At 63.6% G+C, this 26,785-nt stretch carries 26 protein-coding genes; 19 read left to right on the forward strand and 7 right to left on the reverse strand.

Annotated features, from left to right (window positions below):
- Positions 1 to 78: 78 nt before the first annotated feature.
- On the reverse strand, positions 79 to 567 hold the full coding sequence (locus PspCFBP13509_RS19500) for a GFA family protein (protein WP_137212544.1): 489 nt from the start codon (positions 565 to 567) through the stop codon (positions 79 to 81).
- A gap of 93 nt (positions 568 to 660) precedes the next feature.
- Here PspCFBP13509_RS19500 and PspCFBP13509_RS19505 point away from each other — a divergent pair, with 93 nt between their 5' ends.
- From PspCFBP13509_RS19505 to PspCFBP13509_RS19520, 4 genes are read left to right on the forward strand one after another with little or no spacing between them, the layout of a single operon-like run.
- Entirely contained in the window at positions 661 to 1,782 is a 1,122-nt protein-coding gene (locus PspCFBP13509_RS19505; RefSeq protein ID WP_137212545.1) for an AAA family ATPase, read from the forward strand.
- A complete protein-coding gene (locus tag PspCFBP13509_RS19510) occupies positions 1,779 to 2,225 on the forward strand; it encodes a bpX5 domain-containing protein (protein ID WP_027608539.1) in 447 nt (148 codons plus the stop codon). Before PspCFBP13509_RS19505 ends, PspCFBP13509_RS19510 begins: the two co-directional genes overlap by 4 nt.
- The gene (locus PspCFBP13509_RS19515) at positions 2,212 to 4,038 is read left to right on the forward strand and encodes a hypothetical protein (RefSeq protein ID WP_137212546.1); all 1,827 of its coding nucleotides are present in this window, start codon (positions 2,212 to 2,214) and stop codon (positions 4,036 to 4,038) included. Before PspCFBP13509_RS19510 ends, PspCFBP13509_RS19515 begins: the two co-directional genes overlap by 14 nt.
- Positions 4,031 to 6,922, forward strand: a complete 2,892-nt coding sequence (locus PspCFBP13509_RS19520) for a bpX6 domain-containing protein (protein WP_137212547.1) — start codon at positions 4,031 to 4,033, stop codon at positions 6,920 to 6,922. The genes PspCFBP13509_RS19515 and PspCFBP13509_RS19520 overlap by 8 nt, the downstream gene beginning before the upstream one ends.
- Here PspCFBP13509_RS19520 and PspCFBP13509_RS19525 read toward each other — a convergent pair.
- Positions 6,909 to 7,808 carry a LysR family transcriptional regulator gene (locus PspCFBP13509_RS19525; RefSeq protein ID WP_065928017.1) on the reverse strand — a complete coding sequence of 300 codons (900 nt, stop codon included), beginning with the start codon at positions 7,806 to 7,808 and terminating at the stop codon, positions 6,909 to 6,911. The two genes, PspCFBP13509_RS19520 and PspCFBP13509_RS19525, sit on opposite strands and share 14 nt — an antisense overlap.
- Before the next feature lie 205 nt (positions 7,809 to 8,013).
- Here PspCFBP13509_RS19525 and PspCFBP13509_RS19530 point away from each other — a divergent pair, with 205 nt between their 5' ends.
- From PspCFBP13509_RS19530 to dctM, 8 genes are all read left to right on the forward strand, one after another.
- A complete protein-coding gene (locus tag PspCFBP13509_RS19530) occupies positions 8,014 to 8,832 on the forward strand; it encodes an FAS1-like dehydratase domain-containing protein (protein ID WP_065948315.1) in 819 nt (272 codons plus the stop codon).
- A gap of 29 nt (positions 8,833 to 8,861) precedes the next feature.
- Entirely contained in the window at positions 8,862 to 10,025 is a 1,164-nt protein-coding gene (locus PspCFBP13509_RS19535; protein WP_065928018.1) for an acyl-CoA dehydrogenase family protein, read from the forward strand.
- A gap of 10 nt (positions 10,026 to 10,035) precedes the next feature.
- Positions 10,036 to 11,385, forward strand: coding sequence for an MmgE/PrpD family protein (locus tag PspCFBP13509_RS19540; protein WP_065928019.1), 1,350 nt, complete (start codon positions 10,036 to 10,038; stop codon positions 11,383 to 11,385).
- Positions 11,386 to 11,394: 9 nt separating this feature from the next.
- On the forward strand, positions 11,395 to 12,588 hold the full coding sequence (locus PspCFBP13509_RS19545; RefSeq protein ID WP_137212548.1) for a CaiB/BaiF CoA transferase family protein: 1,194 nt from the start codon (positions 11,395 to 11,397) through the stop codon (positions 12,586 to 12,588).
- 14 nt (positions 12,589 to 12,602) lie between these two features.
- Positions 12,603 to 13,415: an HpcH/HpaI aldolase/citrate lyase family protein gene (locus PspCFBP13509_RS19550; protein WP_074846965.1), complete on the forward strand. Its 813-nt coding sequence runs from the start codon at positions 12,603 to 12,605 to the stop codon at positions 13,413 to 13,415.
- Between the two features lie 155 nt (positions 13,416 to 13,570).
- The gene (locus PspCFBP13509_RS19555) at positions 13,571 to 14,554 is read left to right on the forward strand and encodes a TRAP transporter substrate-binding protein (protein ID WP_065928022.1); all 984 of its coding nucleotides are present in this window, start codon (positions 13,571 to 13,573) and stop codon (positions 14,552 to 14,554) included.
- Positions 14,555 to 14,601: 47 nt separating this feature from the next.
- A complete protein-coding gene (locus PspCFBP13509_RS19560) occupies positions 14,602 to 15,234 on the forward strand; it encodes a TRAP transporter small permease (RefSeq protein ID WP_065928023.1) in 633 nt (210 codons plus the stop codon).
- Positions 15,234 to 16,514, forward strand: coding sequence for a C4-dicarboxylate TRAP transporter large permease protein DctM (dctM, locus tag PspCFBP13509_RS19565; protein WP_065928024.1), 1,281 nt, complete (start codon positions 15,234 to 15,236; stop codon positions 16,512 to 16,514). Before PspCFBP13509_RS19560 ends, dctM begins: the two co-directional genes overlap by 1 nt.
- 209 nt (positions 16,515 to 16,723) lie before the next feature.
- On the opposite strand, the gene ampC is transcribed toward dctM, so the two are convergent.
- The gene (gene ampC, locus PspCFBP13509_RS19570; RefSeq protein WP_137212549.1) at positions 16,724 to 17,878 is read right to left on the reverse strand and encodes a class C beta-lactamase; all 1,155 of its coding nucleotides are present in this window, start codon (positions 17,876 to 17,878) and stop codon (positions 16,724 to 16,726) included.
- A 127-nt stretch (positions 17,879 to 18,005) separates the two neighbouring features.
- Here ampC and PspCFBP13509_RS19575 point away from each other — a divergent pair, with 127 nt between their 5' ends.
- Positions 18,006 to 18,884, forward strand: coding sequence for a LysR family transcriptional regulator (locus PspCFBP13509_RS19575; protein WP_137212550.1), 879 nt, complete (start codon positions 18,006 to 18,008; stop codon positions 18,882 to 18,884).
- 98 nt (positions 18,885 to 18,982) lie between these two features.
- Here the strand turns inward: PspCFBP13509_RS19575 and yghX are convergent, their stop codons facing one another.
- Complete coding sequence (gene yghX / locus PspCFBP13509_RS19580) at positions 18,983 to 19,870, reverse strand: YghX family hydrolase (RefSeq protein ID WP_137212551.1); 888 nt, start codon at positions 19,868 to 19,870, stop codon at positions 18,983 to 18,985.
- A gap of 44 nt (positions 19,871 to 19,914) precedes the next feature.
- On the reverse strand, positions 19,915 to 20,409 hold the full coding sequence (locus tag PspCFBP13509_RS19585) for a PaaI family thioesterase (protein ID WP_137212552.1): 495 nt from the start codon (positions 20,407 to 20,409) through the stop codon (positions 19,915 to 19,917).
- Between the two features lie 86 nt (positions 20,410 to 20,495).
- Between PspCFBP13509_RS19585 and PspCFBP13509_RS19590 the strand changes: the two genes are divergently transcribed.
- Positions 20,496 to 21,053 carry a YceI family protein gene (locus tag PspCFBP13509_RS19590; RefSeq protein ID WP_027608522.1) on the forward strand — a complete coding sequence of 186 codons (558 nt, stop codon included), beginning with the start codon at positions 20,496 to 20,498 and terminating at the stop codon, positions 21,051 to 21,053.
- On the opposite strand, the gene PspCFBP13509_RS19595 is transcribed toward PspCFBP13509_RS19590, so the two are convergent.
- Positions 21,050 to 21,940: a DMT family transporter gene (locus tag PspCFBP13509_RS19595; RefSeq protein ID WP_065928030.1), complete on the reverse strand. Its 891-nt coding sequence runs from the start codon at positions 21,938 to 21,940 to the stop codon at positions 21,050 to 21,052. The two genes, PspCFBP13509_RS19590 and PspCFBP13509_RS19595, sit on opposite strands and share 4 nt — an antisense overlap.
- Before the next feature lie 88 nt (positions 21,941 to 22,028).
- Between PspCFBP13509_RS19595 and PspCFBP13509_RS19600 the strand changes: the two genes are divergently transcribed.
- A complete protein-coding gene (locus tag PspCFBP13509_RS19600; protein ID WP_065948250.1) occupies positions 22,029 to 23,354 on the forward strand; it encodes an aminotransferase-like domain-containing protein in 1,326 nt (441 codons plus the stop codon).
- 23 nt (positions 23,355 to 23,377) lie between these two features.
- Here PspCFBP13509_RS19600 and PspCFBP13509_RS19605 read toward each other — a convergent pair whose 3' ends face one another.
- Complete coding sequence (locus tag PspCFBP13509_RS19605) at positions 23,378 to 23,806, reverse strand: nuclear transport factor 2 family protein (protein WP_024075865.1); 429 nt, start codon at positions 23,804 to 23,806, stop codon at positions 23,378 to 23,380.
- A gap of 222 nt (positions 23,807 to 24,028) precedes the next feature.
- Here PspCFBP13509_RS19605 and PspCFBP13509_RS19610 point away from each other — a divergent pair, with 222 nt between their 5' ends.
- The 4 genes from PspCFBP13509_RS19610 (at position 24,029) to PspCFBP13509_RS19625 (ending at position 26,648) form a co-directional block, all read left to right on the forward strand.
- A complete protein-coding gene (locus tag PspCFBP13509_RS19610; protein ID WP_074846959.1) occupies positions 24,029 to 25,123 on the forward strand; it encodes an SMP-30/gluconolactonase/LRE family protein in 1,095 nt (364 codons plus the stop codon).
- Between the two features lie 102 nt (positions 25,124 to 25,225).
- A complete protein-coding gene (locus tag PspCFBP13509_RS31790; protein ID WP_065928033.1) occupies positions 25,226 to 25,444 on the forward strand; it encodes a DUF6434 domain-containing protein in 219 nt (72 codons plus the stop codon).
- Positions 25,441 to 25,911 carry a RidA family protein gene (locus PspCFBP13509_RS19620; protein ID WP_065928034.1) on the forward strand — a complete coding sequence of 157 codons (471 nt, stop codon included), beginning with the start codon at positions 25,441 to 25,443 and terminating at the stop codon, positions 25,909 to 25,911. The genes PspCFBP13509_RS31790 and PspCFBP13509_RS19620 overlap by 4 nt, the downstream gene beginning before the upstream one ends.
- Positions 25,911 to 26,648, forward strand: a complete 738-nt coding sequence (locus tag PspCFBP13509_RS19625) for a CPBP family intramembrane glutamic endopeptidase (protein WP_065928035.1) — start codon at positions 25,911 to 25,913, stop codon at positions 26,646 to 26,648. Before PspCFBP13509_RS19620 ends, PspCFBP13509_RS19625 begins: the two co-directional genes overlap by 1 nt.
- Positions 26,649 to 26,785: the final 137 nt, after the last annotated feature.

The following is a 26,785-nucleotide window of genomic DNA, read 5'->3' on the forward strand; positions in this document are numbered from 1 at the left end:
GCTGTTTGGATGCTCGAATGCTAGGGAAGGGCCGTCCAACAATCTTTGCGAGCTTTGTCGGGAAACTGTCAAAGACTGTTAACGGCTGAGCCCATGGCGTTCATGCCACTGCGCGATGGACTCTTCGGGGTATTCATCAAACTGCAGGTCGCCTTTGCGCACGCTGACTTCGACCCACGGCGCCTTCGAGCCCAGCATCAGGTGCGTATGCGCCGGCGGTACTGGCAACGGCGTGTCGATGGCCGAGGCAAACGGGTGGATCAGCTCCGGCCACTCCGGGCTGAACAGCCATAGCGCAGTGCCGCACTGCGAACAGAAATGCCGCTCGGCGCTACTCGCATGGGCACGGCTGGCGCCCTCGGGTTTGAGCCGGGCGTGGTAGATCGAAATCTGTTTGCGCCCGCGCACTTGCAAGCTATTGGCATCCCCGGCCAGGTTGATCGCATAACCGCCGCCGCCCTGGGTCTTGCGGCAGATCGAGCAATAGCAACGCTGGTAAGGGTACGGGTGGGCGCTGGTGAGGCTGAACGTCACGGCGCCGCAGTGGCAGGATCCCTCAAGCTGCATCGGGGCTGACTCCTCTTGGGTTTATGTAACAACGCTTTGCTAATACCTTAGCCTCAGGCAAGATTCCTTGCTTTGGTTTCAGGGAAGACACCCATGATTGCTGAGTTGCACAGCGCTGCCGCGCAAATTCGCCATGCCGTGCGTGCGGCCACCGAAGGCCTGGTCGGGCGTGAGCAACTGGCCGAGCTGATTGTATTGGCCGCCGTGGCTCAGGAGCACATCCTGGTCATCGGGCCACCTGGCACCGCCAAGAGTGCCGTGGTGCGGCGTGTGGCGCAGTCCATGGGCGGGCGTTATTTCGAATACCTGCTGGGGCGCTTTACCGAACCCTCGGAATTGTTCGGTGCGGTGGACTTGAAGAAACTGCGCGAAGGCACCGTCGAAACCGACGTCAGCGGCATGCTGCCGGAAGCCGATATCGTCTTTCTCGATGAGGTCTTCCTCGGTTCGACCGCCATCCTCAACACCCTGCTGGGCGTGCTTAACGAGCGCCGCTTTCGCCGTGGACACACCCAGATCCAATGCCCGCTGCGCGTGTGTGTCGGTGCTGCCAACGGCCTGCCGGACGACGAAGCGCTGGCGGCGTTCGGGGATCGTTTCCTGTTGCACCTGTTTGTCGAGTCGGTGCCGGATAACCAGTTGGAGGCCATGCTCGCGGGTGGCTGGCAGTCGGAACAGCGGCCGGTGCAGCAGTTGCTCGGTTTGACCCAGTTGGACACCCTTGGCCATGCGCTGAAAAACGTTGACCTCAACCCCGTACGTCCGTTACTGGCCCAGGCTATCCGCCGCCTGCGTGAAGCCGGCATTCAGTTATCGGACCGGCGTATCGTCAAGTCTCAACGGCTGATCGCAGCGGCTGCCTTGCTGGGCGGGTGCCTGGAAGCCAGCGATGCCGACCTGTGGCCGCTGCTGTACGTGCTGCCGACCCAGGAAAGCCAGCAACACGGTCGTGAAGTGCTGCGCGACCTGTTTGCCGCCTCCAGTAACCGTCATTTGTTCAGTGCGGTGGAGGAAGCCACCTTGCAGCCGATGTCACGATTCAATCGCCTGTTGGAAACCGCCGAAGATTACCTGGCACGCACCGAGCCACCGGCGAGCCCGGCGCTGGAAGGCCTGCTGCGCGAGATTGACGCCAACTTCAACAGCCAGACCCTGCCTGAGCCGTTGCGACAGGTACGCGGGCAATTGGCGCGACTGCTGACGCCCACGCCATGAGTGCAGCGTTGCAGCGTTGGACCTGGCGCCCACGGCAGGTACCGACCGAGCCGCAGGCCGCTGTCGCCTGGGGTGACGCTGCTCGGCTTCTGCACGCGCGCTTGTTACAGCTGCCGGACGAACAGGCTGCGCGACTGCAAGCCACGGCCAGCGGTGAAGTGCTGGTGGTTACCGGCGCCGGTGTTGACCTGCCCTGGGTCGACGGGGTGGCCTACGCCGCACCGGGAGATGTCGCGCCAGGGCTGTGGTTGCCCACCAGTTGGGAGCCGACAGCTGCGGTAGATGTGCTGGGCCAGGCCCTGGCGGCACGCTTCAAACGTTCGCCGTTATTGCTGTGGCGTGAACCGCAGGCCGTGGTGCCGCTGGATCGCTTGCTGCCCGTCAGCCCCGATCATTTGCGGCGAATCGCTGCTCACTGGGGGATGCCCGATGCAACTGCCTGATGCCCTGCAACCCTGGCGGCAGTGGCTGGAATGGTTTGCGCCCGAGCACCTGCCAGTGTTCGCCGATCTGCTGGGCCGTCTCAACCCGCTGCTCGGCCCACTGCGGGGCAGGCAACAAGGCGGTGTGCCGGAGCCTGATGGCCTGGGCGACCTGCAACGCCGTGGCCCCTATGAGCGTCTGCTCTCCAGTGAATGGTTGCTGGCAGAGGAGGTACCCGATGAGTTTCTCCGCCGTGCGGTGGGGGGCGAGCATATGTTCCTCGCGCCCCAGTACCGTGCCCGTGAGGCCAACCGCCTGATGGTGGTGCTGTTCGACGCCGGTCCCTTGCAGTTGGGGGCCGCACGCCTGGTGCATATCGCATTGCTGATGCTGTTGGCGCGGCGTGCCGAAGAGGCGGGCGCCGAGCTGCGTTGGGGGCTGCTGCAAGGCCCGCCGGTGTTGCATGAACTGGATTCGCCGGCACAGATCAAGCGTCTGCTTAACGCCCGCACCTATGAAGGGGTGAGCGACAGCCATTGGTATGCCTGGCGCGACTGGATGGCCGCGCAGGATCGTCCTGTGGGTGAATGCTGGATGGTCGGGCAACGCTTGCCGGTCGCCGACGCCAGGCATTGCAGCCACCGGGTCCAGGTCAAGCGCAGCCTGGATGGGCGTAGCCTGTCGTTTGAGTTGCAGGCAGGCCAGACGCGACGGGTGTTGCTGCCGATGCCGCAGGCGCAGCACGCGGTGCAATTGCTCAAAGGGCAGTTCGATCACGAGGTCAAGGCACCGCCCGCCACCAAGACTGGTGTGGTGCCGCGCGTGGTCCTGACCTTGCCGCCGGTGATCTCAGGCTCCGGCAGCCATGTCGCCCTGCGCATGCTGGATGAAACCGCAATGGTGGTGATCAAGCTGCCGTCGAGGAACCAGAAAAAATCCCTCGAGGTGCGTCGGCGCCTGTGGTCAGGCCACCAACGCGCGCTGAGCATGAGCTTTCACTACCGCAGCCTGGGCGCGGTGCTCAGCAGTGACAACACCTTGAGCTTCTGGAACATACCGGGCATTGCCCCGATCGACAAACCACCCGCCGAACGACTGCACCTTCCTCCAGGCACCGCGACGTTCCTGCCCTCGGTGTGGTTGCGCAGTCAGAAAAGCGAACGGCTCTACCTGCTGGACAGCAAGGGCCGGCTCGCCTGCTGGCAAGGCGCGGTGCTCCGCGCTCCGGCGCGTGAGGGCTGCGAGATCACCGACAATGTCATCGGCCTGGCCCAGGTCGACACCTTGACCCTGGCCTACGCCCGCAGTGAAGGCGGGCAAGTCGTCGTGTATGCGGCTACGGGCGATGGGCTGAGGTCCGGTGGTTACGCGGTGGGTGCGGCCAATGGCGTGAGCCAGGTGCTGTTTGCAGGCACCGCCTATTGGCGGCAGTACTTTGGCGGCTGTGCACTGCTGACCGATAATCTTGGCAGCCAACGTTGGCGCGTGGTCACCCACGACAGCTTCCCCTCGAAAAAAGCCCAGATCGACCTGGCCCCCGGCTGGAAGGCCATCGGCCTGCACCATGAGGTTGGCCCCCAGGAACTGCACGCGCTGGTACTGCTGGGCCCGAACCAGCACACCGTCGATTTGTATATCGAAGGGCAGCAGCGTGTGCTGTTCACCACCTCGGCAGCGATTGCGCGGGCAACGTTCTGCCCGATGAGTGGCCTGGTTGCCGTTATCACCAGCGCCCGTGAACTGTTGGTGTATTCGGTGCCCGAGCGTGCCATGCGCCTGCAAGTGCTGTGTAATCAGGTCGCGTTGTTAACCCATGAGCGTGAGCATGCTTGAACAGGACGCAATGCTGATCAGGCGCCCGCTGCTGACGGGGCATCAACACATTGATGGGCTGTGGTTTTCCAGCGACCGCTTGGATTTGCACGAGCGCGCCGGCTTGATCCTCGAATACTGGCAGCCCGGCGCCTGTGCCTACCGCTTTGCCGACGGCGATGTGTTGCAGTTCGCGCGGCCTGAATCGGTGTTGTGCGAAACCCTGGTCGGTTGGCCGCTGGTGCGCCAGGGCCGTGGTTTGTCCTCCGCGCTGCTCGACCCGCAGGAGCTGCGGGCCTTGCCGGCTGCCGACCTGTGGCTGGTGCGTGGCAGCCAGGTGCAGGCCTTGCAGTTGCGCGATGCGCAGTTGCTGGCGCCTGGGCAGTGGCTGGATATCAGCGCCTGCACACTGTTGGATACCTTCGACTGCCATGCACCGGTACTGGAACCGGTGCCGCCGCTGCGGGTCACCGATGTGCGTGAGATTCTCGGCGGGGCACTGGGGCCCGTCAGCCCGGAGCGGGAAGGGGTGATGCAGGCGCTGATCGAACGTCAGCGCCATGCGCCGAAGAGCCCGCCGGCCAAAGCGACCGCGGCTGGCAACGGCGAGTGGGACTCACGCGAGCCAGCCTCGTTCCCGGCACTCAAGCTTGGCGCGACCTTGGCGCTGGTGACTGCTGTGCTGTGGATGGCCAACCAGGGTCAGCACGCGCCCTTGACACCCATGCCAACGCTGAGCAGCGACCAGGTTTTTGCGGTGGTCGGCGTGACGTTGGTCGGTGGGCTGTTCTTGACCGGCTTTTTATGGGGCCTGAACCGAGCCCTGCGGCGTGGGCGGGCGCCAGGGGCGGGTACACCGGCAGCACCGGTCGCCCCTGGCATCGCTGCGCGCAGCGAACCGCGCCGGCACAAACCCGCTGCGTGGCGCCGCTGGCTGACCCGCCTGACCCTGCATTCGCGCTTGTCCACGTTGTATGGCAAGCGTCAGGCTGCTTATGTGCGGCGGATGCTCGAGATGTTCGAGGACGGCAATTTCGAAGAAGCCTTGCGCCATGCCATTCCCTTGAATGGTGAGCAGTCCGGTGACGAGCAGAGCTTTGGAACCCCCCAACGCCGCCAGGACCTGGCCCTGGACCGGCAAAACGGGGCAAGCCGTTCGATGTTCTTCGAAGAGGGGATGACCGAGCACCTGCGCCAGGTCTACCGCCAGAGCTATGAGCGCCTGGACCGCGCCGGGCGCATTGAAGAAGCGGTGTTTATCCTCGCCGAGTTGCTCAAGGAGCGTCAGCAGGCCCTCGATTACCTGGAAAAACACGCGCGCTATCAACAAGCCGCCGACCTCGCCCTGGCCTGGGATATGCCACCTGGGGTGATCGTACGCCTGTTGTGCCTGGCCGAGAACTGGCAGCGCGCCTTGCTGGTGGCGCGCCGTGACGATGCCTTCGGCGATGCGGTGCTGATGCTCCAGGCCAAATCACCGGAAACCGCCGACCGCCTGCGCCTGGAGTGGGCCGAAGCGTTGATCGCCAAGGGGTTGTGGCTGCAAGCGGTCGATGTGATCTGGAGCCTGCCGGCTGAACGCCCACGCGCCGCGCAATGGCTGCTCAATGCCGAAGCGGCCGGTGGGCGCCTGGCCATTGGCGCGTTGGTCAAGCGCGCCATCCTGCTGCCGGACACCCTGGAGGCGTACGGCGAATGGGTCGAAGACGTGCGTGACGACCCCGCGCGCGGCAGCGAGCGCGCCGCCCTGGCCGAGGCATTGCTGGAACATAAAGCCCAATCCTCGGCCCTGGCCTGGCTGGCAGGCGCTACCGTGCACGCGATTCTTGCCGACCAGTTCAGTGGGCACGGGCGTCTGAACTTCAATCAGTTGCAGGCGCTGGTCAAAATGAGTCGGGATAAATTGCTTCAGGCGGACTTGCCGGGCCAGGCGCTGAAACGTCCAGCCGTTGTGTCGCTGGACCGCGTGGGCAGCACGCTGGAGTGGTCCGCACCGGCGGCGGGCAATCGGCCGATCCTGGATGCCGTGCCCCTGCACGATGAGCGTTACCTGTTGGGGCTGGGCGAGGCCGGCGCGCTGGTGGTGGATGCGCAGGGCAAGACGCTGTTTCATTTTGCGGTGCCGGCGCAGCAGATTGTCATCGGCCACAGCCGCCAAGTGGCCTTGGCGCTGACGCGTCGAGACCGGCTGTGGCGTATCAGCAAGCTGGACCTGGTAAGCCGCACGGCCACGGACCTTGGTGTCTTGGCGCTGGACGTATTTGCCAAGGTGTTTGACGGCACTGCCTGGACCGTCGGCCGTGACCGGGAACTGAGGGTGGTGGACGTCGATCGTGGGTTTGAAACGTTATGGCACGTGGGCGATCTAACGGCACGGGTGCATGCCCTCGAGACGGATCAGCACAACGAATACTTGTGGCTGTTGGAAATGGGCGGGATCCTGGCGCTCTGGCATTATCGTTTGCCGGAGCGTCGCTTGATCAGTCGCGACCCTGGAATCGATGTCATAGAAGCGGATTTCGGGCTACCCAGTGCAACCGGTCAGGCGGCGCAATACTTGATCAAGTACGACAGCGAAGGGCCGCCGGTCCTCGTCCTGAAGCAGGGTGGGGCGCGCAAGGGCTATCGTTTGCCCGGCAACCTGCGGGAGGAGGAGTGGGATCAAACGGTCTGGCCATTCCTGTTCGAGGACTGGCTGCTGATTCGCTATGGCGTGGAGGAAGAGGCGACCCGTTGGCATTTCATTCATCGCGCCAGCGACCGGCTCTGCGTCAGCCTGCACTGGCCACAAGCGCAAGTCCAGGCGCGGCGCCTGGGGACGGACTGGCTGTTATTCGATGATCAAGGCCGCTTGAGCCACATCAACCTCGACCACGCCAGCCAGCACAACCTCACCCTGCATTGACCGTTTCCGGCATCAGCGTGGCAATCAATGCCCGTATGGTGCCGGGCAGTGCCTCAAGCTCCCTGACCAGAATACTGCGCTCACGAATCGCCCACGGCTCATCCAGCGTCACCGCCACCAGTTGCATGGTGCGGCTGTGCCGTACGGCGGCGGACTCGGGGATGATGCCGATGCCCACGCCCGCTTCGACCATCCGGCAAATCGCCTCGAAACTCGACACCTGGATACGCAGCGACAACTGCTTGCCCAACCGCTCGACGTGTTCACGCAGGAAGCTGAGCAAGGTGCTGCCTTCATGCAGGCCGATATGCTGATAGGCCAGGGTCTGTTCCAGGGTGACCGAGGCTTGATCGGCCAAGGCGTGGCCGACGGGCACCATCAGCACCAGTTTGTCGGTGCTGAAGTGCAGCACCTGCAAACCCGCCGCCTCCACGGGGCCGGCGATGATGCCCATGTCGCTGGTGCCATCCAGCACGCCGCGCACGATATCGCGGGACAAGCGCTCCTGCAGGTCGACGGTCACGCCAGGGCGCTGGGACAGGAAGCCGGCCAGCACCTCCGGGAGGAACTCGGTGACCGCCGTGGTGTTGGCGAAGATGCGGATATGCCCGGCGGAATCCACGCCGTATTGGGTGAACTCACTCTTGAGGTAATCCACCTGGCGCATGATCAACCGCGCATGGTGCAGCAGCCGTTCGCCCGCAGGGGTGATCTCTACGCCACGGCTGTCACGGTACAGCAGGCGCGTGTCGAGCTGGCCTTCCAGCGCCTTGATCCGCGCACTCGCGGCGGCCGGCGAGAGGAACGCGCGCCTGGCGCCCTGGGTCAGGCTGGGGGATTCGGCGATATGGATAAACAGGCGCAGGTCGGCCAGGTCGAAGTGCATGCAAAACTCCCGTATGAATGAACCCGGTAGATACCGTCCTATCCAACACCGCCCAAATCCTACGGATCTGGGCCGCGCGGGTGTTATGTCGGGGAAAGAGCGTTCAGCATAGCCGAACGCCGGTTTATTGAAATGCAAATTCTCAGAACGGGCCGGCGCTTGCATGATCCGGGGCAGACACTCACTGCCCGAGGACCTGTACCTGATGAGCGCTACTGACTGGATCGGCCGAAGCGAAACCGCCCACGACCACCTGAGCCATAACCTGCTCAAACGCATTGCCGCCACCTTTGGCGAAGCCGTCCCCGAGCAGGGCGCGGTCCTGCCGCCGCTGTGGCAGTGGTGCTTCTTCCAGGACCCGCTGCCGGAAAGCGCCCTGGGCGGCGACGGCCACCCGGCCCGTGGCGGCTTCCTGCCGCCGGCGGATAACCGTAATCGCATGTGGGCCGGCGGGCGTATCGAATTCCTGCACCCGCTGCGGGCCGGCGAGGCGGCAACCCGCGTGTCGACCATCACCCAGGTCGAAGAAAAGACCGGCCGCAGCGGCTCGCTGTTGTTTGTCACCGTGCGCCATGACTATGCCCAGGACGGTCGCCTGGCGATCCGCGAAGAACAGGACATTGTCTACCGCGAGCCGACGCCGCCCAAGCCGGGCAGCGGCGAGGCCCTGGCCCAGGGCGAGTGGCAGGAAACCATCGACCCCACGCCGACCCTGCTGTTTCGCTACAGCGCCGTGACCTTCAACGGTCACCGCATTCACTACGACTACCCCTATGTCACCGGCACCGAAGGCTACGCCGGGCTGGTGGTGCATGGCCCGCTGATCGCGACCTTGAGCCTGCGCGCGTTTTGCCGCGCCCATCCCGAAGCCACCGTGCGGCGCTTTGCCTATCGCGGCGTGCGCCCGTTGATTGCGCCGCAGCCGTTCGCAGTGGGCGGTCGCATCAGTGAAACCGGGGCGGCGGCGTTGTGGGCCGGGAATACCGATGGCCTGGCGCAGACCGCTGAAGTGCATTTCGAATAAGCCAAGAACAACAGGCGGAGAGCCGTGAGATGAACCCGAATGACAACGAAGCACTCAATGCCATCCGCGACGGCGTGCGCGCCTTGTGCGCCGCATTCGACGCGGCCTACTGGCGCCGGATCGACGAAGAAAAGGGCTTCCCCGAAGCCTTCGTCAAGGCGCTGACCGACGCCGGCTGGCTGTCGGCGATGATTCCCGAGGAGTACGGCGGCTCCGGCCTGGGCCTGGCCGAAGCCTCGGTGATCCTCGAGGAGGTGAACCGCTGCGGCGGTAACTCCGGCACCGTGCACGGGCAGATGTACAACATGTTCACCCTGTTGCGTCACGGCAGCGAGGCGCAAAAACGCTTCTATCTGCCCAAGCTCGCCAGTGGCGAATTGCGCCTGCAATCCATGGCGGTCACCGAGCCCACCACCGGCACCGACACCACCAAGATCAAGACCACCGCGATCAAGCGTGGCGACAAATACGTGATCAACGGCCAGAAGGTCTGGATCTCGCGGGTGCAGCATTCCGACCTGATGATCCTCCTGGCGCGCACCACCCCGTTGGCACAGGTGAAGAAAAAGTCCGAAGGCATGTCGATCTTCCTGGTCGATCTGCGTGAGGCCATCGGCAACGGCCTGACCGTGCAGCCCATCGCGAACATGGTCAACCACGAGACCAATGAGTTGTTCTTCGACAACCTTGAACTGCCCCTCGATAGCTTGATCGGCGAAGAGGGCAAGGGCTTCAAATACATCCTCGATGGCCTCAATGCCGAACGCACCCTGATCGCCGCCGAATGCATCGGCGATGGCCGCTGGTTTATCGACAAGGCCAGCGCCTACGCCCGCGACCGCGTGGTGTTCGGCCGGCCCATCGGGCAGAACCAGGGCGTGCAGTTTCCGATTGCCGAAGCCCATATCGAAGTCGAGGCGGCCGACCTGATGCGCTGGCGCGCCTGTGCGGAATACGACAGCGGCGTGAATGCCGGCGCCAGCGCGAACATGGCCAAGTACCTGGCGGCCAAGGCGTCCTGGGAAGCGGCCAATGCCTGCCTGCAGACCCACGGCGGCTTTGGCTTTGCCTGCGAGTACGACGTCGAGCGCAAATTCCGCGAGACGCGCCTGTACCAGGTGGCGCCGATCTCCACCAACCTGATCCTGTCCTACGTGGCCGAGCACCTGCTCGAGCTGCCACGCAGCTTCTGAGGGCCTGCCCATGAGCCATACCCAAGCCCTGTGTCGGTTCCTGGCCGACCTGGCCTACGAGCAGTTGCCCGAACCCGTGCTGGCGCGCACCGAAGACCTGTTCCTGGATTGGCTGGCGTCCGCGTTGGCCAGCCAGGGCGCGCACCCGATCCCGTTGTTCGAGCGCTATGCCCAGAAGATGGGCCCGAGCAGCGGCCCGGCGCAGGTGATCGTCAATGGCACCGGCAGCAGCGCGTATTTCGCCGCACTGGTCAACGGCGCCTCGTCCCACCTGGTGGAACAGGATGACCTGCACAACAGCTCGGTGCTGCACCCGGCCACCGTGGTGTTTCCCGCTGCCTTGGCCGCCGCCCAGGACCTCGGTAAATCCGGCCGTGACGTGTTGCTGGCCTCGGTGGCCGGCTATGAGGCCGGGATCCGCATCGGCGAATTCATGGGGCGCTCCCACTACCGCATCTTCCACACCACGGCCACGGTGGGCACCCTGGCGGCGGCCGTGGCGGTGGGCAAGTTGCTGGATTTCAATCAGGACCAGTTCATCCATCTGCTCGGCAGCGCCGGCACCCAGGCCGCCGGGCTGTGGGAATTCCTGCGCGATGCCGCCGACTCCAAGCAACTGCACACGGCCAAGGCGGCCGCGGACGGTTTGCTCGCCGCGTACCTGACGGCGGATGGCCTGACCGGTGCGCGCAATATCCTCGAAGGCGACCAGGGCCTGGCGGCGGGTATGTCCACGGATGCCGAACCGAGCAAGTTATCGGCTGGCCTTGGTAGCCGTTGGGCGCTGCTGGAGACCTCGTTCAAGTTCCACGCGTCGTGCCGCCATACCCATCCGGCCGCCGATGCGTTGCTGGCGTTGATGCAACGCGAAGGCCTGGAGGCCGTCGATATCGCCCGTGTGGAAACCCGTGTGCACCAAGGCGCCATCGATGTACTGGGGCGGGTAAGCGTGCCGACCAGCGTGCATCAGGCCAAGTTCTCCATGGGCACCGTGCTGGGGTTGATCGCCGTGCATGGCAAGGCCGGGCTCACCGAGTTCCATGAATCGGCGTTGACCGATCCCGCCGTCGCCGCCTTTCGCGACAGGGTCAGCATGACCCTCGACCCCGAGGTCGATGGCGCCTACCCGCAGCGCTGGCTCGGCCGCGTCACCGTCACCACGGTTGACGGCCGCACCCTGCACGGCGCCATCGACGAGCCCAAGGGCGACCCGGGCAACACCCTGAGCCGTGCAGAACTGGCGGATAAATTCCAGCGCCTCGCCCGGTTCAGTAACGCTCGCACACCGGCCCAGGCCGCCGCATTGATCGCCAAAGTCTGGGATGTGCGCAACGCCGCGTCCATGGCCCACTGGCTCTGAGGAACTGTCATGACTGACCCACGACCGCTGGACGGCATCACCGTTGTCAGCCTGGAACACGCGATCGCCGCGCCCTTTTGCACCCGTCAACTGGCCGACCTCGGCGCCCGCGTGATCAAGATCGAACGCCCCGGTGCCGGTGATTTCGCCCGTGGCTACGATGAGCGCGTGCGTGGCCTGGCCTCGCATTTCGTGTGGACCAACCGCTCCAAGGAAAGCCTCACCCTGGACCTCAAGCAGGACGACGCCGACGCCATCCTCGACAGCCTGCTGGCGGATGCCGATGTGCTGGTGCAGAACCTTGCACCGGGCGCGGCGGCGCGCATGGGCCTGTCGTTCGAGGCGCTGCATGCACGCTTTCCACGGCTGATCGTCTGCGACATTTCCGGCTATGGCGAAGGCGGGCCCTACGAGAAAAAGAAAGCCTATGACCTGCTGATCCAGAGCGAGGGCGGCTTTTTGTCGGTGACCGGTGGCCCGGGTGACGAGCAGATGGCCAAGGCCGGTTGCTCCATCGCCGATATCTCCGCCGGCATGTACGCCTACAGCGGCATCCTTTCCGCGCTGCTGTTGCGCGGCAAGACGGGGCAGGGCAGCCGCATCGACGTGAGCATGCTCGAAAGCCTGGTGGAGTGGATGGGCTACCCGATGTACTACGCCTTCGACGGTGCGCCTCCACCCCCGCGTGCCGGCGCGGCGCACTCGACCATCTACCCCTATGGGCCGTTTCCCACCGGTGACGGCGGCACGGTGATGCTCGGTTTGCAGAACGAGCGTGAATGGGCAGCGTTCTGCGACAAGGTGCTGCTCACACCTGGACTGGCGACGGATGAGCGCTTCAGCGCCAACTTCAAGCGCTCGGCCAACCGCGAGGTGCTGCGCCAGATCATCGTCAACAGCTTTGCCCAACTGGGCGCCGAGGCCGTGATCCAGCGCCTGGAGGACGCGCAGATCGCCAGCGCCCGCGTCAACGATATGCAAGGCGTGTGGGACCACCCGCAGCTCAAGGCCCGCGACAGTTGGCGTGAAGTCGCAAGCCCTGCCGGGCCGCTGCCGTCGCTGCTGCCGCCGGCGCGCAACGGGGCGTTTACCCCGCGCATGGACGCCGTGCCGGCGCTGGGGCAGCACAGCCAGGGCATCCTCGAGCAGCTCGGTTACTCCGGCGATGCCATCGACAGCCTGCGCGCGCGCGGCGTTATCTAATAAGGAAGTCCGTTATGCCAAACCCTCTTGTGCGCTCTGCGCTGTTTGTTCCCGGCAGCCGACCGGAGCGATTTTCCAAGGCGCTGGCCAGTGGCGCCGACGCCGTGATCGTGGATTTCGAAGACGCGGTGGAAGAGCCGCTCAAGCGCCAGGCGCGGGATAACCTCGGGGCGTTCCTGCAAAGTCACCCGCAGGCCCGGGTGTGGGTGCGCATCAACGCGCCGGAACATGCCGAGCATTTTGAAGATGTGGCGTTCTGCAAAGCCCACGTCAACGTGGCAGGTGTGCTGTTGCCGAAAGTGGAAAGCGCGGCCCAGGTGGCGGTGGTCGCCGCTGCGGGCAAAGTGATCTGGCCGATTATAGAAAGCGCACGGGGCTTGCTGGCGGTGGCCGACATCGCGGGGGCGCCGCAGGTCGAACGCCTGTCATTCGGCGGCCTGGACCTGGCGCTGGACCTCAACTTGAGCAGCAACTCCCCGGCCGCGCAGTTCGCCCTCGACCAGGCACGCCTGGCGCTGATCGTGCATTCCCGCGCGGCTGGCCTGGTGGCGCCACTGGATGGCGTGCACCCGGCCATCGACGATCCTGAAGGCCTGCGCCGTTCGATCCGGCATGCCTATGAAATGGGCTTTGCCGGCGCGTTGTGTATCCATCCCAGGCAGGTGGCGGTGATCCATGAAGCGTTGGCGCCCAGCGCCGCCGACCTGGCCTGGGCACGGCGGGTGGTTGACGCCGGGGCGCATGGGGCGGGGGCTTACCAGATTGATGGGCAGATGGTGGATGCGCCGGTGTTGTTGCGGGCGCAGCGGTTGCTCGCACAGTTATAGCTGACGGAACCGAATCAAATGTGGAGGGGGAACTGCATTTTTCTTGAGGTTGGTGTTCGGCGTGGCCGAACGCAGGTATCAAAAATTCGAAATTCACTACACGCGTCATATCAGGCACCTTGCCCTACAACACAACAATAAGAAGGTGATTTTCCATGCTCAAGCTTTCTCGGGCGCTGTTCTGCGCCGCCACCTTGTTTGCCGCGGGCCTGGCCCAGGCGGCGGACCCGATCGTGATCAAGTTCGCCCACGTGGTCGCTGAAAACACCCCCAAGGGCCAGGGCGCGTTGCTGTTCAAGAAGCTCGCCGAAGAACGCTTGCCCGGCAAGGTCAAGGTCGAGGTGTACCCCAACTCGTCACTGTTCGGCGACGGCAAGGAAATGGAAGCCCTGCTGCTGGGCGACGTGCAGATGCTGGCGCCGTCCCTGGCCAAGTTCGAGCAATACACCCGGCAAGTGCAGATCTATGACCTGCCATTCCTGTTCAACGACCTGGCCGCCGTCGACCGCTTCCAGGCCGCCGAGGGCAAGCAACTGCTGACCTCGATGCAGAGCAAGAACATCCTCGGCCTGGCCTATTGGCACAACGGCCTCAAGCAACTCTCCGCCAACAAGGCACTGCATGAACCCAAGGACGCCCGTGGCCTGAAGTTCCGCGTGCAGGCCTCCAGCGTGCTGGAGGAGCAGTTCAAGGCGATCCGTGCCAACCCGCGCAAGATGAGCTTTGCCGAGGTGTACCAGGGCTTGCAGACCGGCACCGTGAATGGCACCGAGAACACCTGGTCGAACTATGAAAGCCAGAAGGTCAACGAAGTGCAGAAGTACTTCACCGAATCCAACCATGGCCTGATCGACTACATGGTCATCACCAATGCCACGTTCTGGAACGGCCTGCCGCCGGACATCCGCGGCACCCTGGAGCAGGTCATGGTCGAGGTCACCGTCGAGGTGAACAAACAGGCCGAAGCGCTGAACCAGTCGGCCAGGCAGAAGATCGTCGAGGCCAAGACCAGCGAAATCATCGAGCTGACCCCCGAGCAACGCCAGTTGTGGCGCGAAGCGATGCGGCCGGTGTGGCAGAAGTTCGAAGGGGAAATCGGGGCTGATCTGATCAAGGCGGCGGATGCCTCCAACCATTGAATCCGGTTTCCGCCCTGACATCTCATTTGCTTTCGCGAGGTTTTGCCATGCAAACGCTAAGGCGCGTCTGGGAGCACCTGGAGGAAGGCTTTATTGCCTTCCTGCTGGCGGCCATGACCCTGGTGACATTTGTTTACGTCATGCTCAACAACATCTACACGCTGTTCTTTGCCCTGTCTGACAAGTGGGCGTGGAGCAGCACGTTCTTCGGCGCGCTGGGCGACCACACCATGACCTGGGCCCAGGACATGACCTGGAGCGTGGCGCTGACCAAGGCCATGTTCGGCTGGCTGATTTTCTTCGGCATTTCCTATGGGGTGCGCACCGCCGGCCACCTGGGGGTGGACGCGCTGGTCAAGCTGACCCGGCGTCCGGTGCAGCGCGTGCTGGGCATGCTCGCCTGCCTGTGCTGCCTGGCCTATGCCGGGCTGTTCATGGTCGCCAGCTACAAGTGGGTCAGCGCGGTGATGACCGCCCATATCGGCGCCGAAGACCTCGACCAGTTCGGTATCGACGTGGGTGACATTGTGATCATCGTGCCCATCGGTTTTGCCCTGGTGTTTATCCGCTACCTGGAGATCTTCTACCGCATCTTTACCCGCCGTCAGGTCGGGTTGGGGCTGGCTGACGAGGCCGGTGAGGCCAGCAAATTGGCAGGCAGCCATGGGGAGCGTCACTGATGGCCGTGCTCTGTCTGTTCCTGCTGTTGTTCGTGTTCATGTTCCTCGGCGTGCCGATTGCCATTGCGCTGGGTTTGTCGGGCGCGGTGTCGATCCTGATGTTCAGCCCGGACTCGGTCAGTTCCCTGGCGATCAAGCTGTTCGAAACCTCCGACGCCTATACCTTCCTGGCGATCCCGTTCTTCCTGCTTTCCGGTGCGTTCATGACCACCGGCGGCGTGGCGCAGCGGCTGATCGACTTTGCCAACGCCTGTGTCGGGCATATCCGTGGCGGCCTGGCGATTGCGGCGGTACTGGCGTGCATGCTGTTTGCGGCGCTGTCCGGCTCATCCCCGGCGACGGTGGCGGCGGTGGGTTCGATTGCGGTGGCGGGCATGGTGCGCTCCGGTTACCCGAAGGAATTCGGCGCGGGGATCATCTGCAACGCCGGCACCCTGGGCATCCTGATTCCGCCGTCGATCGTAATGGTGGTGTACTCGGCGGCGACGGAAACCTCGGTGGGCAAGCTGTTCATGGCCGGGGTGATCCCGGGCTTGCTGCTGGGCCTGATGCTGATGGTGGCGATCTACATTGTCGCGCGCATCAAGAAGCTGCCGGCCCAGCCACGGGCGACGTTGGGTGAATGGCTGGGCTGTGCGCGCCGCGCCTTCTGGGGCCTGTTGCTGCTGGTGATCATCCTCGGCGGCATCTACAGCGGCATGTTCACCCCCACCGAAGCGGCGGCGGTGGCGGCGGTGTACTCGGCCTTTGTGGCGTTGTTCGTCTACAAGGACATGAAGCTGCGCGACTGCCCCAAGGTGCTGCTGGAGTCCGGGCGCCTGGCGATCATGCTGATGTTTATCATCGCCAATGCCATGCTCTTCGCCCATGTGCTGACCACCGAGCAGATCCCCCAGGAAATCACCGCCTGGGTGCTGTCCGAGGGCCTCACGCCGATTGGCTTTTTGATCATGGTCAACGTGGTGCTGCTGATCGCCGGCAGTTTCATGGAGCCTTCGGCCATCGTGCTGATCCTGGCGCCGATCTTCTTCCCGATCGCCATGAAGCTGGGCATCGACCCGATTCACCTGGGCATCGTGATGGTGGTCAATATGGAAATCGGCCTGGTGCACCCACCGGTGGGGCTGAACCTGTTCGTCACCTCGGCGGTGACCGGGTTGACGCTGGGGCAGACCATTCGTGCGGCGTTGCCGTGGCTGATGATCCTGTTGGTGTTCCTGATCATGGTCACGTACTTGCCGTTTATCTCGCTGGCCTTGCCGCACTGGTTGGGGATGTAGCGCGGGTCAGCAAGTGACTCACTGTAGGAGCGAGGGGGACGCCTAGTTCTTGCTCGCGAAGAACTCAGGGCCACCACGTTTATCGAGAATGAACGCGTTGCCTGGGCGTTTTTCGCGAGCAAGAACTAGGCGTCCCCCTCGCTCCTGCAAAGTGTCTTAACTGACTGGTATTGGGGCTTGCCCCTCCCACATTGGTTTTGCGTCAGGCTCTATTGGTCCAGTGCACTCAAGATTGCATGGGCGACCTTTACCCGTTCGGCATTCGGGTAGTTCTTGTTCGCCAATATCACCACGCCCACTCCCTTGCTCGGCACGTACGCCACGTAGGCGCCAAACCCATTGGTGGAGCCGGTCTTGTTCACCAGGGTGTCGGCGTGGGGCGCCTGGGGCGGGGTCAGCCAGTTGACCGCGTGCGGTTCCATTGCCATGGGTGTGGAGTTGCCGGCCATCAACCCATCGAGCGGGATGGGGTAGGGGTACATTTCCCAGCCCAGGCCCTGGGTCATGCCGTCCACGCTGTAGTAACCCGTGTGAGTCATGCTGATCGCCTGCTGCAGGGTTTTATCCAGCGTCGCCGGGTGCATGTTCGCGTCAACGTACTTCAGCAAGTCCGCAGCGCTGGTCTTGATGCCGTAGGCCTCGCTGTCCAGGGCGCCGGGGCCGACGCGTACCGGTTTGCCATCTTTGCCATAGCCTTGGGCGTACAGGCTCATCTGGCTCTGCGGCACCTTGATGAAGGTGTGCTTGAGCCCGAGTGCGGGCAACAGGGTCTTTTCCATCGCCTGATCGAACGGCTGCTTGAGGCTCTGCGCCGCCAGGTAGCCGAACAACCCCAGGCTCGGGTTGGAATACAGGCGCTGGGTGCCAGGGGCGAAGTCGGGTTGCCAGTGCTGGAAGTAGCTGATCATGCGCTGGGTGTTATCCGCATTGGCGGGGAATTGCAGGGGCAAGCCGCCGGCGGTGTAGGTGCCGAGGTTGAGCACGCTGATGTGGTCGAACTTGCCGCCGCCCAGTGCCGGCAGGTAATGGCTGGCCGGGTCGGAGAGCGTGAGTTTGCCGCTGGCTACCGCGTAACCGGCCAGGGTCGCGGTGAAGGTCTTGCTCACTGAACCCACTTCGAACAGGGTGTTTTCGCTGACCGGCTGGCGGGTATCGGTGGCGGCGATTCCGTAGTTAAAGTATTGCGCCTTGCCGTCCCGCACCACGCCGACCACCAGGCCGTTAATCGACTGCTGCTGCATCAGCGGTTTTACATTGGCATCCACCACCGCCTGCAGGTCGGTGGACGCCAGGCAGTTGCCGGCGGCGATAAACACCGCGAGGGCGGTGAAATTACGCACGCCAGACAGTAAATGTTGGGGCATGATAACGCTTCCATGAGAATGATCGATTGAATAAAGAGCCTGCGCGGGCGAGGCAAATGTAGGCCGTTCGCCGGTCCTGGGCAAACGATGATATCTCGCAGCAGTCATTAGAAATATTGGGGTCAATATGCTCCGCTCCCACTTACCGTTGAACGCCTTGCGCGCCTTCGAAGCGGCCGCCCGGCATTTGAGCTTTACCCGCGCCGCCATTGAGTTATGCGTGACCCAGGCGGCGGTCAGCCATCAGGTCAAGAGCCTGGAGGCGCAGCTCACTGTCACCTTGTTCAAGCGCCTGCCCCGCGGGTTGATGCTCACCCGCGAGGGCGAAACCCTGCTGCCGGTGGTGCGCGAGTCGTTCGACCGCATTGCCCACACCTTGGGTCAGTTCGAGGGCGGGCATTACCGCGAGGTACTCACCGTGGGCGCGGTCGGCACCTTTGCCGTCGGCTGGCTGCTGCCACGTCTGCCGGACTTCCAGAGCCGCTACCCGTTCATCGACCTGCGCCTGTCCACCCATAACAATCGAGTCGACGTGGCTGCCGAAGGCCTGGATTACGCGATTCGTTTCGGTGCAGGTGCCTGGCACGGCACGGATGCGCTGGAGTTGCTGGAAGCGCCGCTGACGGTACTGTGTGTGCCGTCACTCGCCGCGCAGTTGCACACGCCGGCCGACCTGTTGAAACACACGCTGCTGCGCTCCTACCGCGCGGATGAGTGGAGCCTGTGGCTTCAGGCCGCCGGTCTGCCCGCCGACACCCTGGTACCGCGCAGCATCGTGTTCGACTCGTCGCTGGCGATGATGGAGGCTGCGCTGCAAGGCAGCGGCGTGGCGCTGGCGCCGGCGATGATGTTCTCGCGGCAACTGGAGAGTGATGTGATTCGCCAGCCATTCGACGTCGGCATCACCACTGGCAGCTACTGGCTGACGCGCTTGCAGTCGCGGGCCGAGACCTCGGCGATGCTGGTGTTCAAGGACTGGTTGCTGGGGGAGGGTGGGAGTGTCTGAGTTTTCTTGGAGCATAAAGAAACATTAAGGTGGTGATGGTCAATGTGGGAGGGGCGGTGCGACGATTCGACTTGCCCCCTCCCACATGTTGACTGCATTCAGGCCAGGTATTTGCGGAACCAACCCAGTGTCCTTTCCCACGCCAGATTCGCCGCGGCCTCGTCATAACGCGGTGTCGAATCGTTATGGAAGCCATGGTTGGCGCCCTTGTAGATGTACGCTTCATAAGTCGTGCCGGCGGCCTTCAGGGCCTTTTCATACGCCGGCCACCCCTCGTTGATCCGCGTATCCAGCTCGCCGTAATGCAGCATGATCGGCGCCCTGATGCGCGGCACGTCCTTGGCTTCCGGCTGGCGCCCGTAGAACGACACCGCCGCGCCCAGTTCCGGGTACGCCACCGCCGCCGCATTGGTCACGCCGCCGCCATAGCAGAAGCCGGTGATGCCAACCTTGCCGGTGCTGCTGTCGTGGTGCGTCAGCCATTCGATGGCGGCGAAGAAGTCGTTCATCAGCTTGGTCGGGTCGACTGTCTGTTGCAGCGCCACGCCTTTTTCATCGTTGCCGGGATAGCCGCCCACCGAGGTCAGGCCGTCCGGCGCGAGGGCGATAAACCCGGCTTTGGCCAGGCGCCGGGCGACGTCTTCGATGTAGGGGTTGAGGCCACGGTTTTCGTGGACCACCACCACGGCCGGCAGCTTGCCGGTGGCCTTGGCCGGGCGCACCAGGTAGCCACGCACGGTGCCGTTGCCCTTGGGCGAGGGGTAGGTGATGTAGTCGGCAACGATGTCCGGGTCGGTGAATTTCACCTGTTCGGCCAGGGCATAGTTGGGGCTCAGGGCCGCCAGCAGGGCCGAGGCGGTGAGGCCGCCAAAGGTGAACAGCGCCGCGCGGTCGAGAAATTCGCGGCGGTTGAGCTTGCCGTGGGCGTAGCCGTCGTAGAGTTCCAGCAGTTCGGGGGCAAAGTCTTTCGCGGTGAGACGAGTCATCGGTTCGGTCCTCGATTAGCGGTGCCAGTCAATGTAGACCAGGATCAGCTGTCACGGCCATGGGCGGACGCAGCCAGTTCGCGGGTGTCGACGCGCACGAACAGCGAATCGCCGATGGCCGTGAGCACCTCGCCGGCGTACACCTCGCAGACCACGCGGCTTTTGCGGCCCACTTCGCCTTCGACCCGCGCACGCAAGGTGAGCGGAACGCCCATGGGAGTCGGCTTGATGAATTTGATCCCCAGGTTGCCGGTGACGCAGTCGATGCGCGGCAGGCTGCCGGGTTCGCGCTGTTCGGCACGGTAGTGGTAGGCCATGGCGGTCCAGTTGGAGTGGCAGTCCACCAGCATGGCGATCAGGCCGCCGTAGACCAGGTCGGGCCAGCCACTGTATTTTGCCTCGGGGTGATGTTCGGCGATGAGATGGACACCATCGGCATCCCAGCGGCTCTTGATATGCAAGCCATGGGGGTTACTGCCGCCGCAACCGTAGCAGATGCCTTCCGGCGCGGTGATGTCCTGTAGAGAAGGGGTGGGCATGCAGCGTCCTTATTGTTGTGAGCGACTAGTCTGTTTAGCAGGACAGGCACCTGATGGGAATACATCCATTTTTTGCGGAGCGTGGCATGAAGCGTCGAATTCTACCGTTGGTCCTGGTCCTGGGTGCTATCGGCTGTGCCCAGGCGGCGGAGTACACCGACGTCAATCGCACCGCCAGCCAGATCAGTTTTACCTATAAGCAGTTGGGGCAGCGGGTGTATGGCACCTTCGGCGACTTCGAAGGCACGCTGAGCTTTGACACGCAAAAGCCCGAAAGCGGACATGCCTTGCTCAAGATCCAGCTGGCGAGTATCGATGCCGGCAGCCCCGATGCGAACGACGAGCTGCAACGGGCCTCGTGGTTCGATACCGCGACCTATCCGGTGGGCGTCTATGAGTCCACCGCTGTAAAGGCCCTGGGGGATAACCGCTTCAACATCAGCGGCAACCTGACGATCAAGGGCACCACGCGCCCGGTGGCGGTCAACGTGGTGCTCAAGGAGCTGGATGGCATCGGCGTGTTCGACGGTGAGTTCATCCTCAAGCGCGGCGACTTCAGGATCGGCGAAGGCGAATGGGCCGGCAACAGCGTGGTGTCCGACGACATCAACATCAAGTTCAAGATGGTCGCGCCCCAGCGTTAGCGCGCGAACCGCTTGGCCCCGGCCACGCAGCCGATCACCGCGACCGTCACCAGCAGCATGCCCAGGCTGACCTGTTCATGCAGCAAGCCCGCTGCCAGCGCCAGGCCGAAGAACGGTTGCAGCAGTTGCAACTGTCCGACGGCGGCGATGCCACCCTGGGCCAGGCCGCGATACCAGAACACAAAGCCGATCAGCATGCTGAACAGCGACACATAGCCCAGGCTCAGCCAGGCCGGCAGGCTGATACCGCTGACGCTCGACGGCGCCAGCACCAGGCTCAACGGCACCACCACCGGCAACGACACCACCAGCGCCCAGCAGATCACCTGCCAGCCGCCCAGGCTGCGCGACAGTTTGGCGCCTTCGGCATACCCCAGGCCGCACACCAGCACCGCCAGCAGCATCAGTACGTCACCCGCCGGTGCGGCGCTCAAGCCCTGGGCGAAGGCGTACCCCATCACCAGCGCACTGCCGAGGATCGAAAACAGCCAGAACACCGGGCGTGGACGCTCGCCGCCACGCAGTACAGCAAACACGGCGGTCGCCAGCGGTAGCAGGCCGATGAAGACGATGGAGTGCGCGGAGGTCACGTATTGCAGCGCCAGCGCGGTGAGCAACGGAAAGCCGATCACCACGCCGAGGGCGACGATGGCCAGGGGCATCCATTGCTGGCGCGCGGGGCGTTGCTCCTTGAACAGCCCCAGCAAGGCCAGCCCCAGCAGCGCGGCAATGGCGGCGCGGATCATGGTCAGGAACACCGGGTCGAATTCCATCACCGCCAGGCGCGTGGCCGGCAGCGAGCCGCTGAAGATCACCACGCCGATAAAACCGTTGATCCAGCCTTGGGTGCGGGTGTCCAGGTTGCTGAGGGGGGCTGTACGTTCCATATGGGGTGTCCGAAAAGGATGAGTTGCGTGGCAGGCATCCTAGGGTTGAAGATAAAGACAATCAAAAAATTGTCATGGATACATCGCTATGCCCCGCGCCCGCTACAAGTCGTTGGTCGACAGCTTCGCCGAGGCCATTCGCTCAGGCAGCATGCCCCCCGGTACGCGACTGCCGACCCACCGCCAACTGGCCGCCGAACATGGCCTGGCGCTGGTCACCGCGAGCCGGGTGTACGCCGAGCTGGAGGCCATGGGCCTGGTCAGTGGCGAGACAGGCCGAGGCACCTTTGTGCGCGAAATCTCGCTGCCGCCGGGGCAGGGCAGCGGGCAGATGAGCGTGGCGGCGGGCATGCTCGATCTGAGTTTCAACTACCCGTCCTTGCCGGGCCAGGCCGACTTGCTGCGCACCGCATTGCGCCAGTTGGCGCTGTCCGGCGACCTTGAAGCGCTGCTGCGTTACCAGCCCCACGCCGGTCGCCTGCATGAGCGCGCCGCTGTCGCGCGGCACCTGTTGAGTCGAGGGCTGACGGTCGAGGCCGAACAGGTGCTGGTGGTCAGTGGCGCCCAGCACGGGTTGGCCGTGACCATGATGACCTTGCTCAAGCCCGGTGATGTGATCGCCGTCGACGCCTTGACGTATTCGGGGTTCAAGGTGCTGGCCGAGACCCTGCACTTGGAGATCGTCGCCATCCCGGTCACTGCCGACGGCCCGGACCTGGACTACCTGCACAGCCTGTGTCGCAAGCGCCCGGTGCGTGCCGTGTACAGCATGCCGACTTTGCATAACCCGTTGGGCTGGGTGCTGAGCCTGGCGCAGCGCGAGCAGTTGGTGGCGATTGCCCGTGAGCACAACCTGATGATCATCGAGGACGCGGCCTACGCGTTCCTGGCCGAGGACGCGCCGCTGCCCGTGGCCAGATTGGCGCCGGAGCGCACGGTCTATGTGGGCGGGCTGTCGAAAAGTGTCGCGACCGGCCTGCGCGTGGGGTTTATCGCTGCCCCGTCGGGTTGGGTCAAAGCACTGGAACGCACCATCATGGCCACCACCTGGAACGTGCCGGGGGTGATGAGTGCGATTGCGGTGGCCTGGCTCGAGGATGGCACCGTGGCGCAACTTGAAACCCACAAGCGCCAGGATGCGCGGGCGCGGCAAGCCTTGGCCGCGCAGGTGCTCAAGGGGGTGGCCTACACCAGCCACCCGTCATCGTATTTCTTGTGGCTGCCCCTGGCGGAAGAGGCCCGCGCCGATCAAGTCGCCATGACCTTGCAGCGCGACGGTATTTCCGTCTCCACCGCCGAGCCCTTCGCCGTCTCGGCCCACGTGCCCCATGCGTTGCGCCTGGCATTGGGCTCGGTGGACATGCCGGCGCTGCGCGAGGCGTTGGTGACGGTGCGCAAGGTGGTGCAGTGGTGAGCCCGATGGCCCACCGCTAGCCATCAGAATTTAAACGCCTGGCGACCGATCAGCAGCCAGTGGCCTTTCTGTTTTTGCCAGATCTGGAAGTTCTCGATTTCGGTGGGCACTTCCTTGCCGCTGTTCACCGCCAGGGCGGAGAAGTGGTTGCGTACCAGGGCGGTATCGCCACTCAGGGTGATGGTCTGTTTCTGCATTTCCAGGGTCTTGAAGCCGCTGCGTCCGGTCTCGATGTCGGCGATGAATTCCTGCTTGTTCTGGATCTTGCCGCTGGAGTGGCCGTAGGTGAGGTTCTCGGCGGTCAGGCTCTGGAGCTGCTTGAGGTCTTTATGCAGCATCGCCTGGGTCAGGTGGTCGACCGCTTGGGCGACGTCTTTGTCGGCGGCAGGGGCCGCGGCCACATAGCCGCTGAACAGGCACAGAAAACCGATCAGCACTTTGACGTTTTGCATGGGTGTTTCCTTATTGTTGTTGGGGAGGTGTACGGGCAACACGTTACTGGATGTGTTGTCGTACAACATTGCAATAGTCGAAGGGCTTTTGGAAAGTAAAATTTGGAATATTTGCGCAGTGCCTTGCGTTGTATAGGCTTGGTGAAGTCTTCAATCTTGTACGATGTCTCATCACAGGTTAAAACTAGTCTCCCGTCTAACAATAAAATAACGGAGATACCCATGGATTTTCCCCCTTCGCCTGCCCGTTCCGAACACAGCCGCCGGGTCTTTCTCCAGCGATCCCTGGCGGTTTCCGCGTCGGTGGCGGTGCTGGGCAACCTGCCTCGCCTGGCAGACGCGGCCGAGCCCTTGAGCCAGCGTTATCCAGACCCCCTGATCAAGGTGCTCGACGACAGTTTCCTCGAGCTGCGCCTGTTCAATGCCAGCGTTGAGCGCCTGGCGACCGGCCTGCGCTGGGCCGAAGGACCGGTGTGGATCGGCGATGGCCGCTACCTGCTGCTCAGTGATATTCCCAACAACCGCATCGTGCGTTGGGATGAGGTGACCGACAGCCTGTCGGTGTACCGTGAAAACGCCAACTTCTCCAACGGCATGTGCCGCGATCGCCAGGGCCGCCTGCTGGTGTGCGAAGGTTCGACCACTTCTGGCGAGGGGCGGCGCATCACTCGCACCGAACATAACGGTAGCATCACGGTGCTGGCGGACAGCTTTGACGGCAAACCCTTCAACTCGCCCAACGACATTGTGTGCAAGCGCGATGGTTCGGTGTGGTTCAGCGACCCGCCATTCCAGACCGGCAACAACTACGAAGGCCACAAGATCACCCCCACCCAGCCCCATGGCGTGTATCGCATCGACGCTGACAGCGGCAAGGTTACGCGGGTGATCGACGACCTCAACGGTCCCAACGGCCTGTGCTTTTCGCCGGATGAAAAGACCCTCTACGTGGTGGAAGGGCGCGCCAAGCCCAACCGACTGATCTGGGCGATTGACGTCAAGGACGACGGCACCCTGGGCGAACGGCGCAAGCATATCGAAGGCCTCGAATACGCAGCGCTGGACGGCATCAAGTGCGACGAGAGCGGCAATCTCTGGTGTGGCTGGGGCGGCAATGGCGACCCCAAGGCCGACCTGGAAAAGCTCGACGGCGTGCGCGTGTTCAATTCCCAGGGCAAGGCCATCGGGCATATCTCGCTGCCGGAACGCTGCCCCAACCTGTGCTTTGGCGGCCGCGAAGGCAACCGCCTGTTCATGGCCGGCAGCCATTCGATCTACGCGTTGTTCGTCAATACGCGAGGGGCGGATTTCGCCTGATAGGCGCTGAAAAAAATCCACTGTCAGCGCCGGTTGGCCGGCGTTCACAGTGGCTATTTAGCGCTATGCTGCGTGCTCCTGAAACATCAGAGCGTTACGCAAATGGACTTTGATTGGCACAGCGCCCCTATCACCCGCAGCACGCCTGTCACTTCACACTACAAAAACACCCAGAACGTACGCCGTTTCATGCGTGAGCACTGTGGCGCGGGGTTCACGTTCGACCGGCCTTTCATGGCGTGGATTCGCAACGCAACACCCAAGACGATGGGCGACGTGGTGGATGAGTGGCAGCGTCGCAACGAGGACTCCCGAGCATGACACCGGATGAAAAATACCAAGCCGTGCAAAAACGTCTCGGCTATCAATTGGATGAATTCAAAGTCGGCGGCAACTACACGCCGCTGGTGCGCGACGGTAACCATCTGTACATCAGCGGGCAGATCCCGCGTGTCGGCGACACGGTCATGCTGCCGGGTAAGGTCGGTGACACCTTGACCCTGGCCCAGGCACAGATCGCCGCCGGCATCAGTGCATTGCGCTGCCTGGGCCTGCTCAAGCAGGCGCTCGGTTCGCTGGATCGGGTCAAGGCCATCCCGCGTATCACCGTGTATGTACGCAGCGCCGAGGACTTCGATCAGCAGAGTGAAGTGGCCAACGGCGCCTCGGACCTGTTGCACGAGATCCTCGGCGGTGCCGGGGTGCATTCGCGCACGTCGGTGGGGGTGATGCAACTGCCGAAGTCGGCGGCGGTGGAAATCGACATGGTCGCGGTCGCGCACGACTGATGGTCAGCCAAGGTCTGGTCGTCCTGCTCAACTACGGCCTGCACCTGGCGCCGGGCTTGCTGCTGTTTGGCCTGTGGTTCGGGTTGACGCCCAAGTCGTTGCCGGCCATGCGCATCCTGATTTTGCTCGCGGCGTTCGTGCTGATGCGCGATGTGATGACGCCCCTGGGCATGTGGGCGCTCAGTGACGACGTGCAAATCGCCTTCACCGCGAATGCCTTTGTATTGGCGGCGCTGGGTGGCCTGTCGGTGCTGCTGGCCGTAGTGTTGGTCCGGGTGGCGCCGGAGTTGTGGCGCCTGGTGGTATGGACCCGGGGCCACCGCGCCCTTGGCCTGGCGGTGGGGCTTGCGGTCGGTTGCCTGATCGGTGTGCCGTTGCGGCTCTATCAAGGAATAGAGCCGCACGCGATCCCCGGCTACTGGGTGTGGCTGCCGGGCATGGTGGTGTTGGCCTATGGCGCCAATGCGCTGGAGGAAGTGTTGTTTCGCGGGTTTTTGCAGGGCTACCTTGAACAGCAGGTGACACCGCTGCGAGCGGCGCTGATCAGTGGCGTGGCGTTTGCCGCCTGCCATGCCTTCCTGGCCTTGAGCGTGACTCAACTGGGCTGGCCGGTGTTGCTGTTTACCCTGATCGAAGGGCTGGCCTGCGCACTGGTGCGCATGCGTCATGGCGTGTTGGCGGCGACGGCCTGCCATGGCACGGCAATCCTGCTGATTGCGGTGCCCTATATGGCCTGACTTGAAATGCGCTCAGAACGGTGGGAGGGGGCTTGCTCCCGATTGCAGTGGGTCAGCCACCGATGCATCAACTGACACGCCCTCATCGGGAGCAAGCCCCCTCCCACATTTTTTACCGAGTACACCAGCCCAACTCC

It is taken from the genome of Pseudomonas sp. CFBP13509, from assembly GCF_005233485.1.
Taxonomy (GTDB): domain Bacteria; phylum Pseudomonadota; class Gammaproteobacteria; order Pseudomonadales; family Pseudomonadaceae; genus Aquipseudomonas; species Aquipseudomonas marginalis.

What these genes read in the sequence shown, in the direction of transcription:
- PspCFBP13509_RS19500 (WP_137212544.1), bottom strand. Translation starts at nt 567, where the DNA reads ATGCAGCTTGAGGGATCCTGCCACTGCGGCGCCGTGACGTTCAGCCTC.
- PspCFBP13509_RS19505 (WP_137212545.1), top strand. Translation starts at nt 661, where the DNA reads ATGATTGCTGAGTTGCACAGCGCTGCCGCGCAAATTCGCCATGCCGTG.
- PspCFBP13509_RS19510 (WP_027608539.1), top strand. Translation starts at nt 1,779, where the DNA reads ATGAGTGCAGCGTTGCAGCGTTGGACCTGGCGCCCACGGCAGGTACCG.
- PspCFBP13509_RS19515 (WP_137212546.1), top strand. Translation starts at nt 2,212, where the DNA reads ATGCAACTGCCTGATGCCCTGCAACCCTGGCGGCAGTGGCTGGAATGG.
- PspCFBP13509_RS19520 (WP_137212547.1), top strand. Translation starts at nt 4,031, where the DNA reads ATGCTTGAACAGGACGCAATGCTGATCAGGCGCCCGCTGCTGACGGGG.
- PspCFBP13509_RS19525 (WP_065928017.1), bottom strand. Translation starts at nt 7,808, where the DNA reads ATGCACTTCGACCTGGCCGACCTGCGCCTGTTTATCCATATCGCCGAA.
- PspCFBP13509_RS19530 (WP_065948315.1), top strand. Translation starts at nt 8,014, where the DNA reads ATGAGCGCTACTGACTGGATCGGCCGAAGCGAAACCGCCCACGACCAC.
- PspCFBP13509_RS19535 (WP_065928018.1), top strand. Translation starts at nt 8,862, where the DNA reads ATGAACCCGAATGACAACGAAGCACTCAATGCCATCCGCGACGGCGTG.
- PspCFBP13509_RS19540 (WP_065928019.1), top strand. Translation starts at nt 10,036, where the DNA reads ATGAGCCATACCCAAGCCCTGTGTCGGTTCCTGGCCGACCTGGCCTAC.
- PspCFBP13509_RS19545 (WP_137212548.1), top strand. Translation starts at nt 11,395, where the DNA reads ATGACTGACCCACGACCGCTGGACGGCATCACCGTTGTCAGCCTGGAA.
- PspCFBP13509_RS19550 (WP_074846965.1), top strand. Translation starts at nt 12,603, where the DNA reads ATGCCAAACCCTCTTGTGCGCTCTGCGCTGTTTGTTCCCGGCAGCCGA.
- PspCFBP13509_RS19555 (WP_065928022.1), top strand. Translation starts at nt 13,571, where the DNA reads ATGCTCAAGCTTTCTCGGGCGCTGTTCTGCGCCGCCACCTTGTTTGCC.
- PspCFBP13509_RS19560 (WP_065928023.1), top strand. Translation starts at nt 14,602, where the DNA reads ATGCAAACGCTAAGGCGCGTCTGGGAGCACCTGGAGGAAGGCTTTATT.
- dctM (WP_065928024.1), top strand. Translation starts at nt 15,234, where the DNA reads ATGGCCGTGCTCTGTCTGTTCCTGCTGTTGTTCGTGTTCATGTTCCTC.
- ampC (WP_137212549.1), bottom strand. Translation starts at nt 17,878, where the DNA reads ATGCCCCAACATTTACTGTCTGGCGTGCGTAATTTCACCGCCCTCGCG.
- PspCFBP13509_RS19575 (WP_137212550.1), top strand. Translation starts at nt 18,006, where the DNA reads ATGCTCCGCTCCCACTTACCGTTGAACGCCTTGCGCGCCTTCGAAGCG.
- yghX (WP_137212551.1), bottom strand. Translation starts at nt 19,870, where the DNA reads ATGACTCGTCTCACCGCGAAAGACTTTGCCCCCGAACTGCTGGAACTC.
- PspCFBP13509_RS19585 (WP_137212552.1), bottom strand. Translation starts at nt 20,409, where the DNA reads ATGCCCACCCCTTCTCTACAGGACATCACCGCGCCGGAAGGCATCTGC.
- PspCFBP13509_RS19590 (WP_027608522.1), top strand. Translation starts at nt 20,496, where the DNA reads ATGAAGCGTCGAATTCTACCGTTGGTCCTGGTCCTGGGTGCTATCGGC.
- PspCFBP13509_RS19595 (WP_065928030.1), bottom strand. Translation starts at nt 21,940, where the DNA reads ATGGAACGTACAGCCCCCCTCAGCAACCTGGACACCCGCACCCAAGGC.
- PspCFBP13509_RS19600 (WP_065948250.1), top strand. Translation starts at nt 22,029, where the DNA reads ATGCCCCGCGCCCGCTACAAGTCGTTGGTCGACAGCTTCGCCGAGGCC.
- PspCFBP13509_RS19605 (WP_024075865.1), bottom strand. Translation starts at nt 23,806, where the DNA reads ATGCAAAACGTCAAAGTGCTGATCGGTTTTCTGTGCCTGTTCAGCGGC.
- PspCFBP13509_RS19610 (WP_074846959.1), top strand. Translation starts at nt 24,029, where the DNA reads ATGGATTTTCCCCCTTCGCCTGCCCGTTCCGAACACAGCCGCCGGGTC.
- PspCFBP13509_RS31790 (WP_065928033.1), top strand. Translation starts at nt 25,226, where the DNA reads ATGGACTTTGATTGGCACAGCGCCCCTATCACCCGCAGCACGCCTGTC.
- PspCFBP13509_RS19620 (WP_065928034.1), top strand. Translation starts at nt 25,441, where the DNA reads ATGACACCGGATGAAAAATACCAAGCCGTGCAAAAACGTCTCGGCTAT.
- PspCFBP13509_RS19625 (WP_065928035.1), top strand. Translation starts at nt 25,911, where the DNA reads ATGGTCAGCCAAGGTCTGGTCGTCCTGCTCAACTACGGCCTGCACCTG.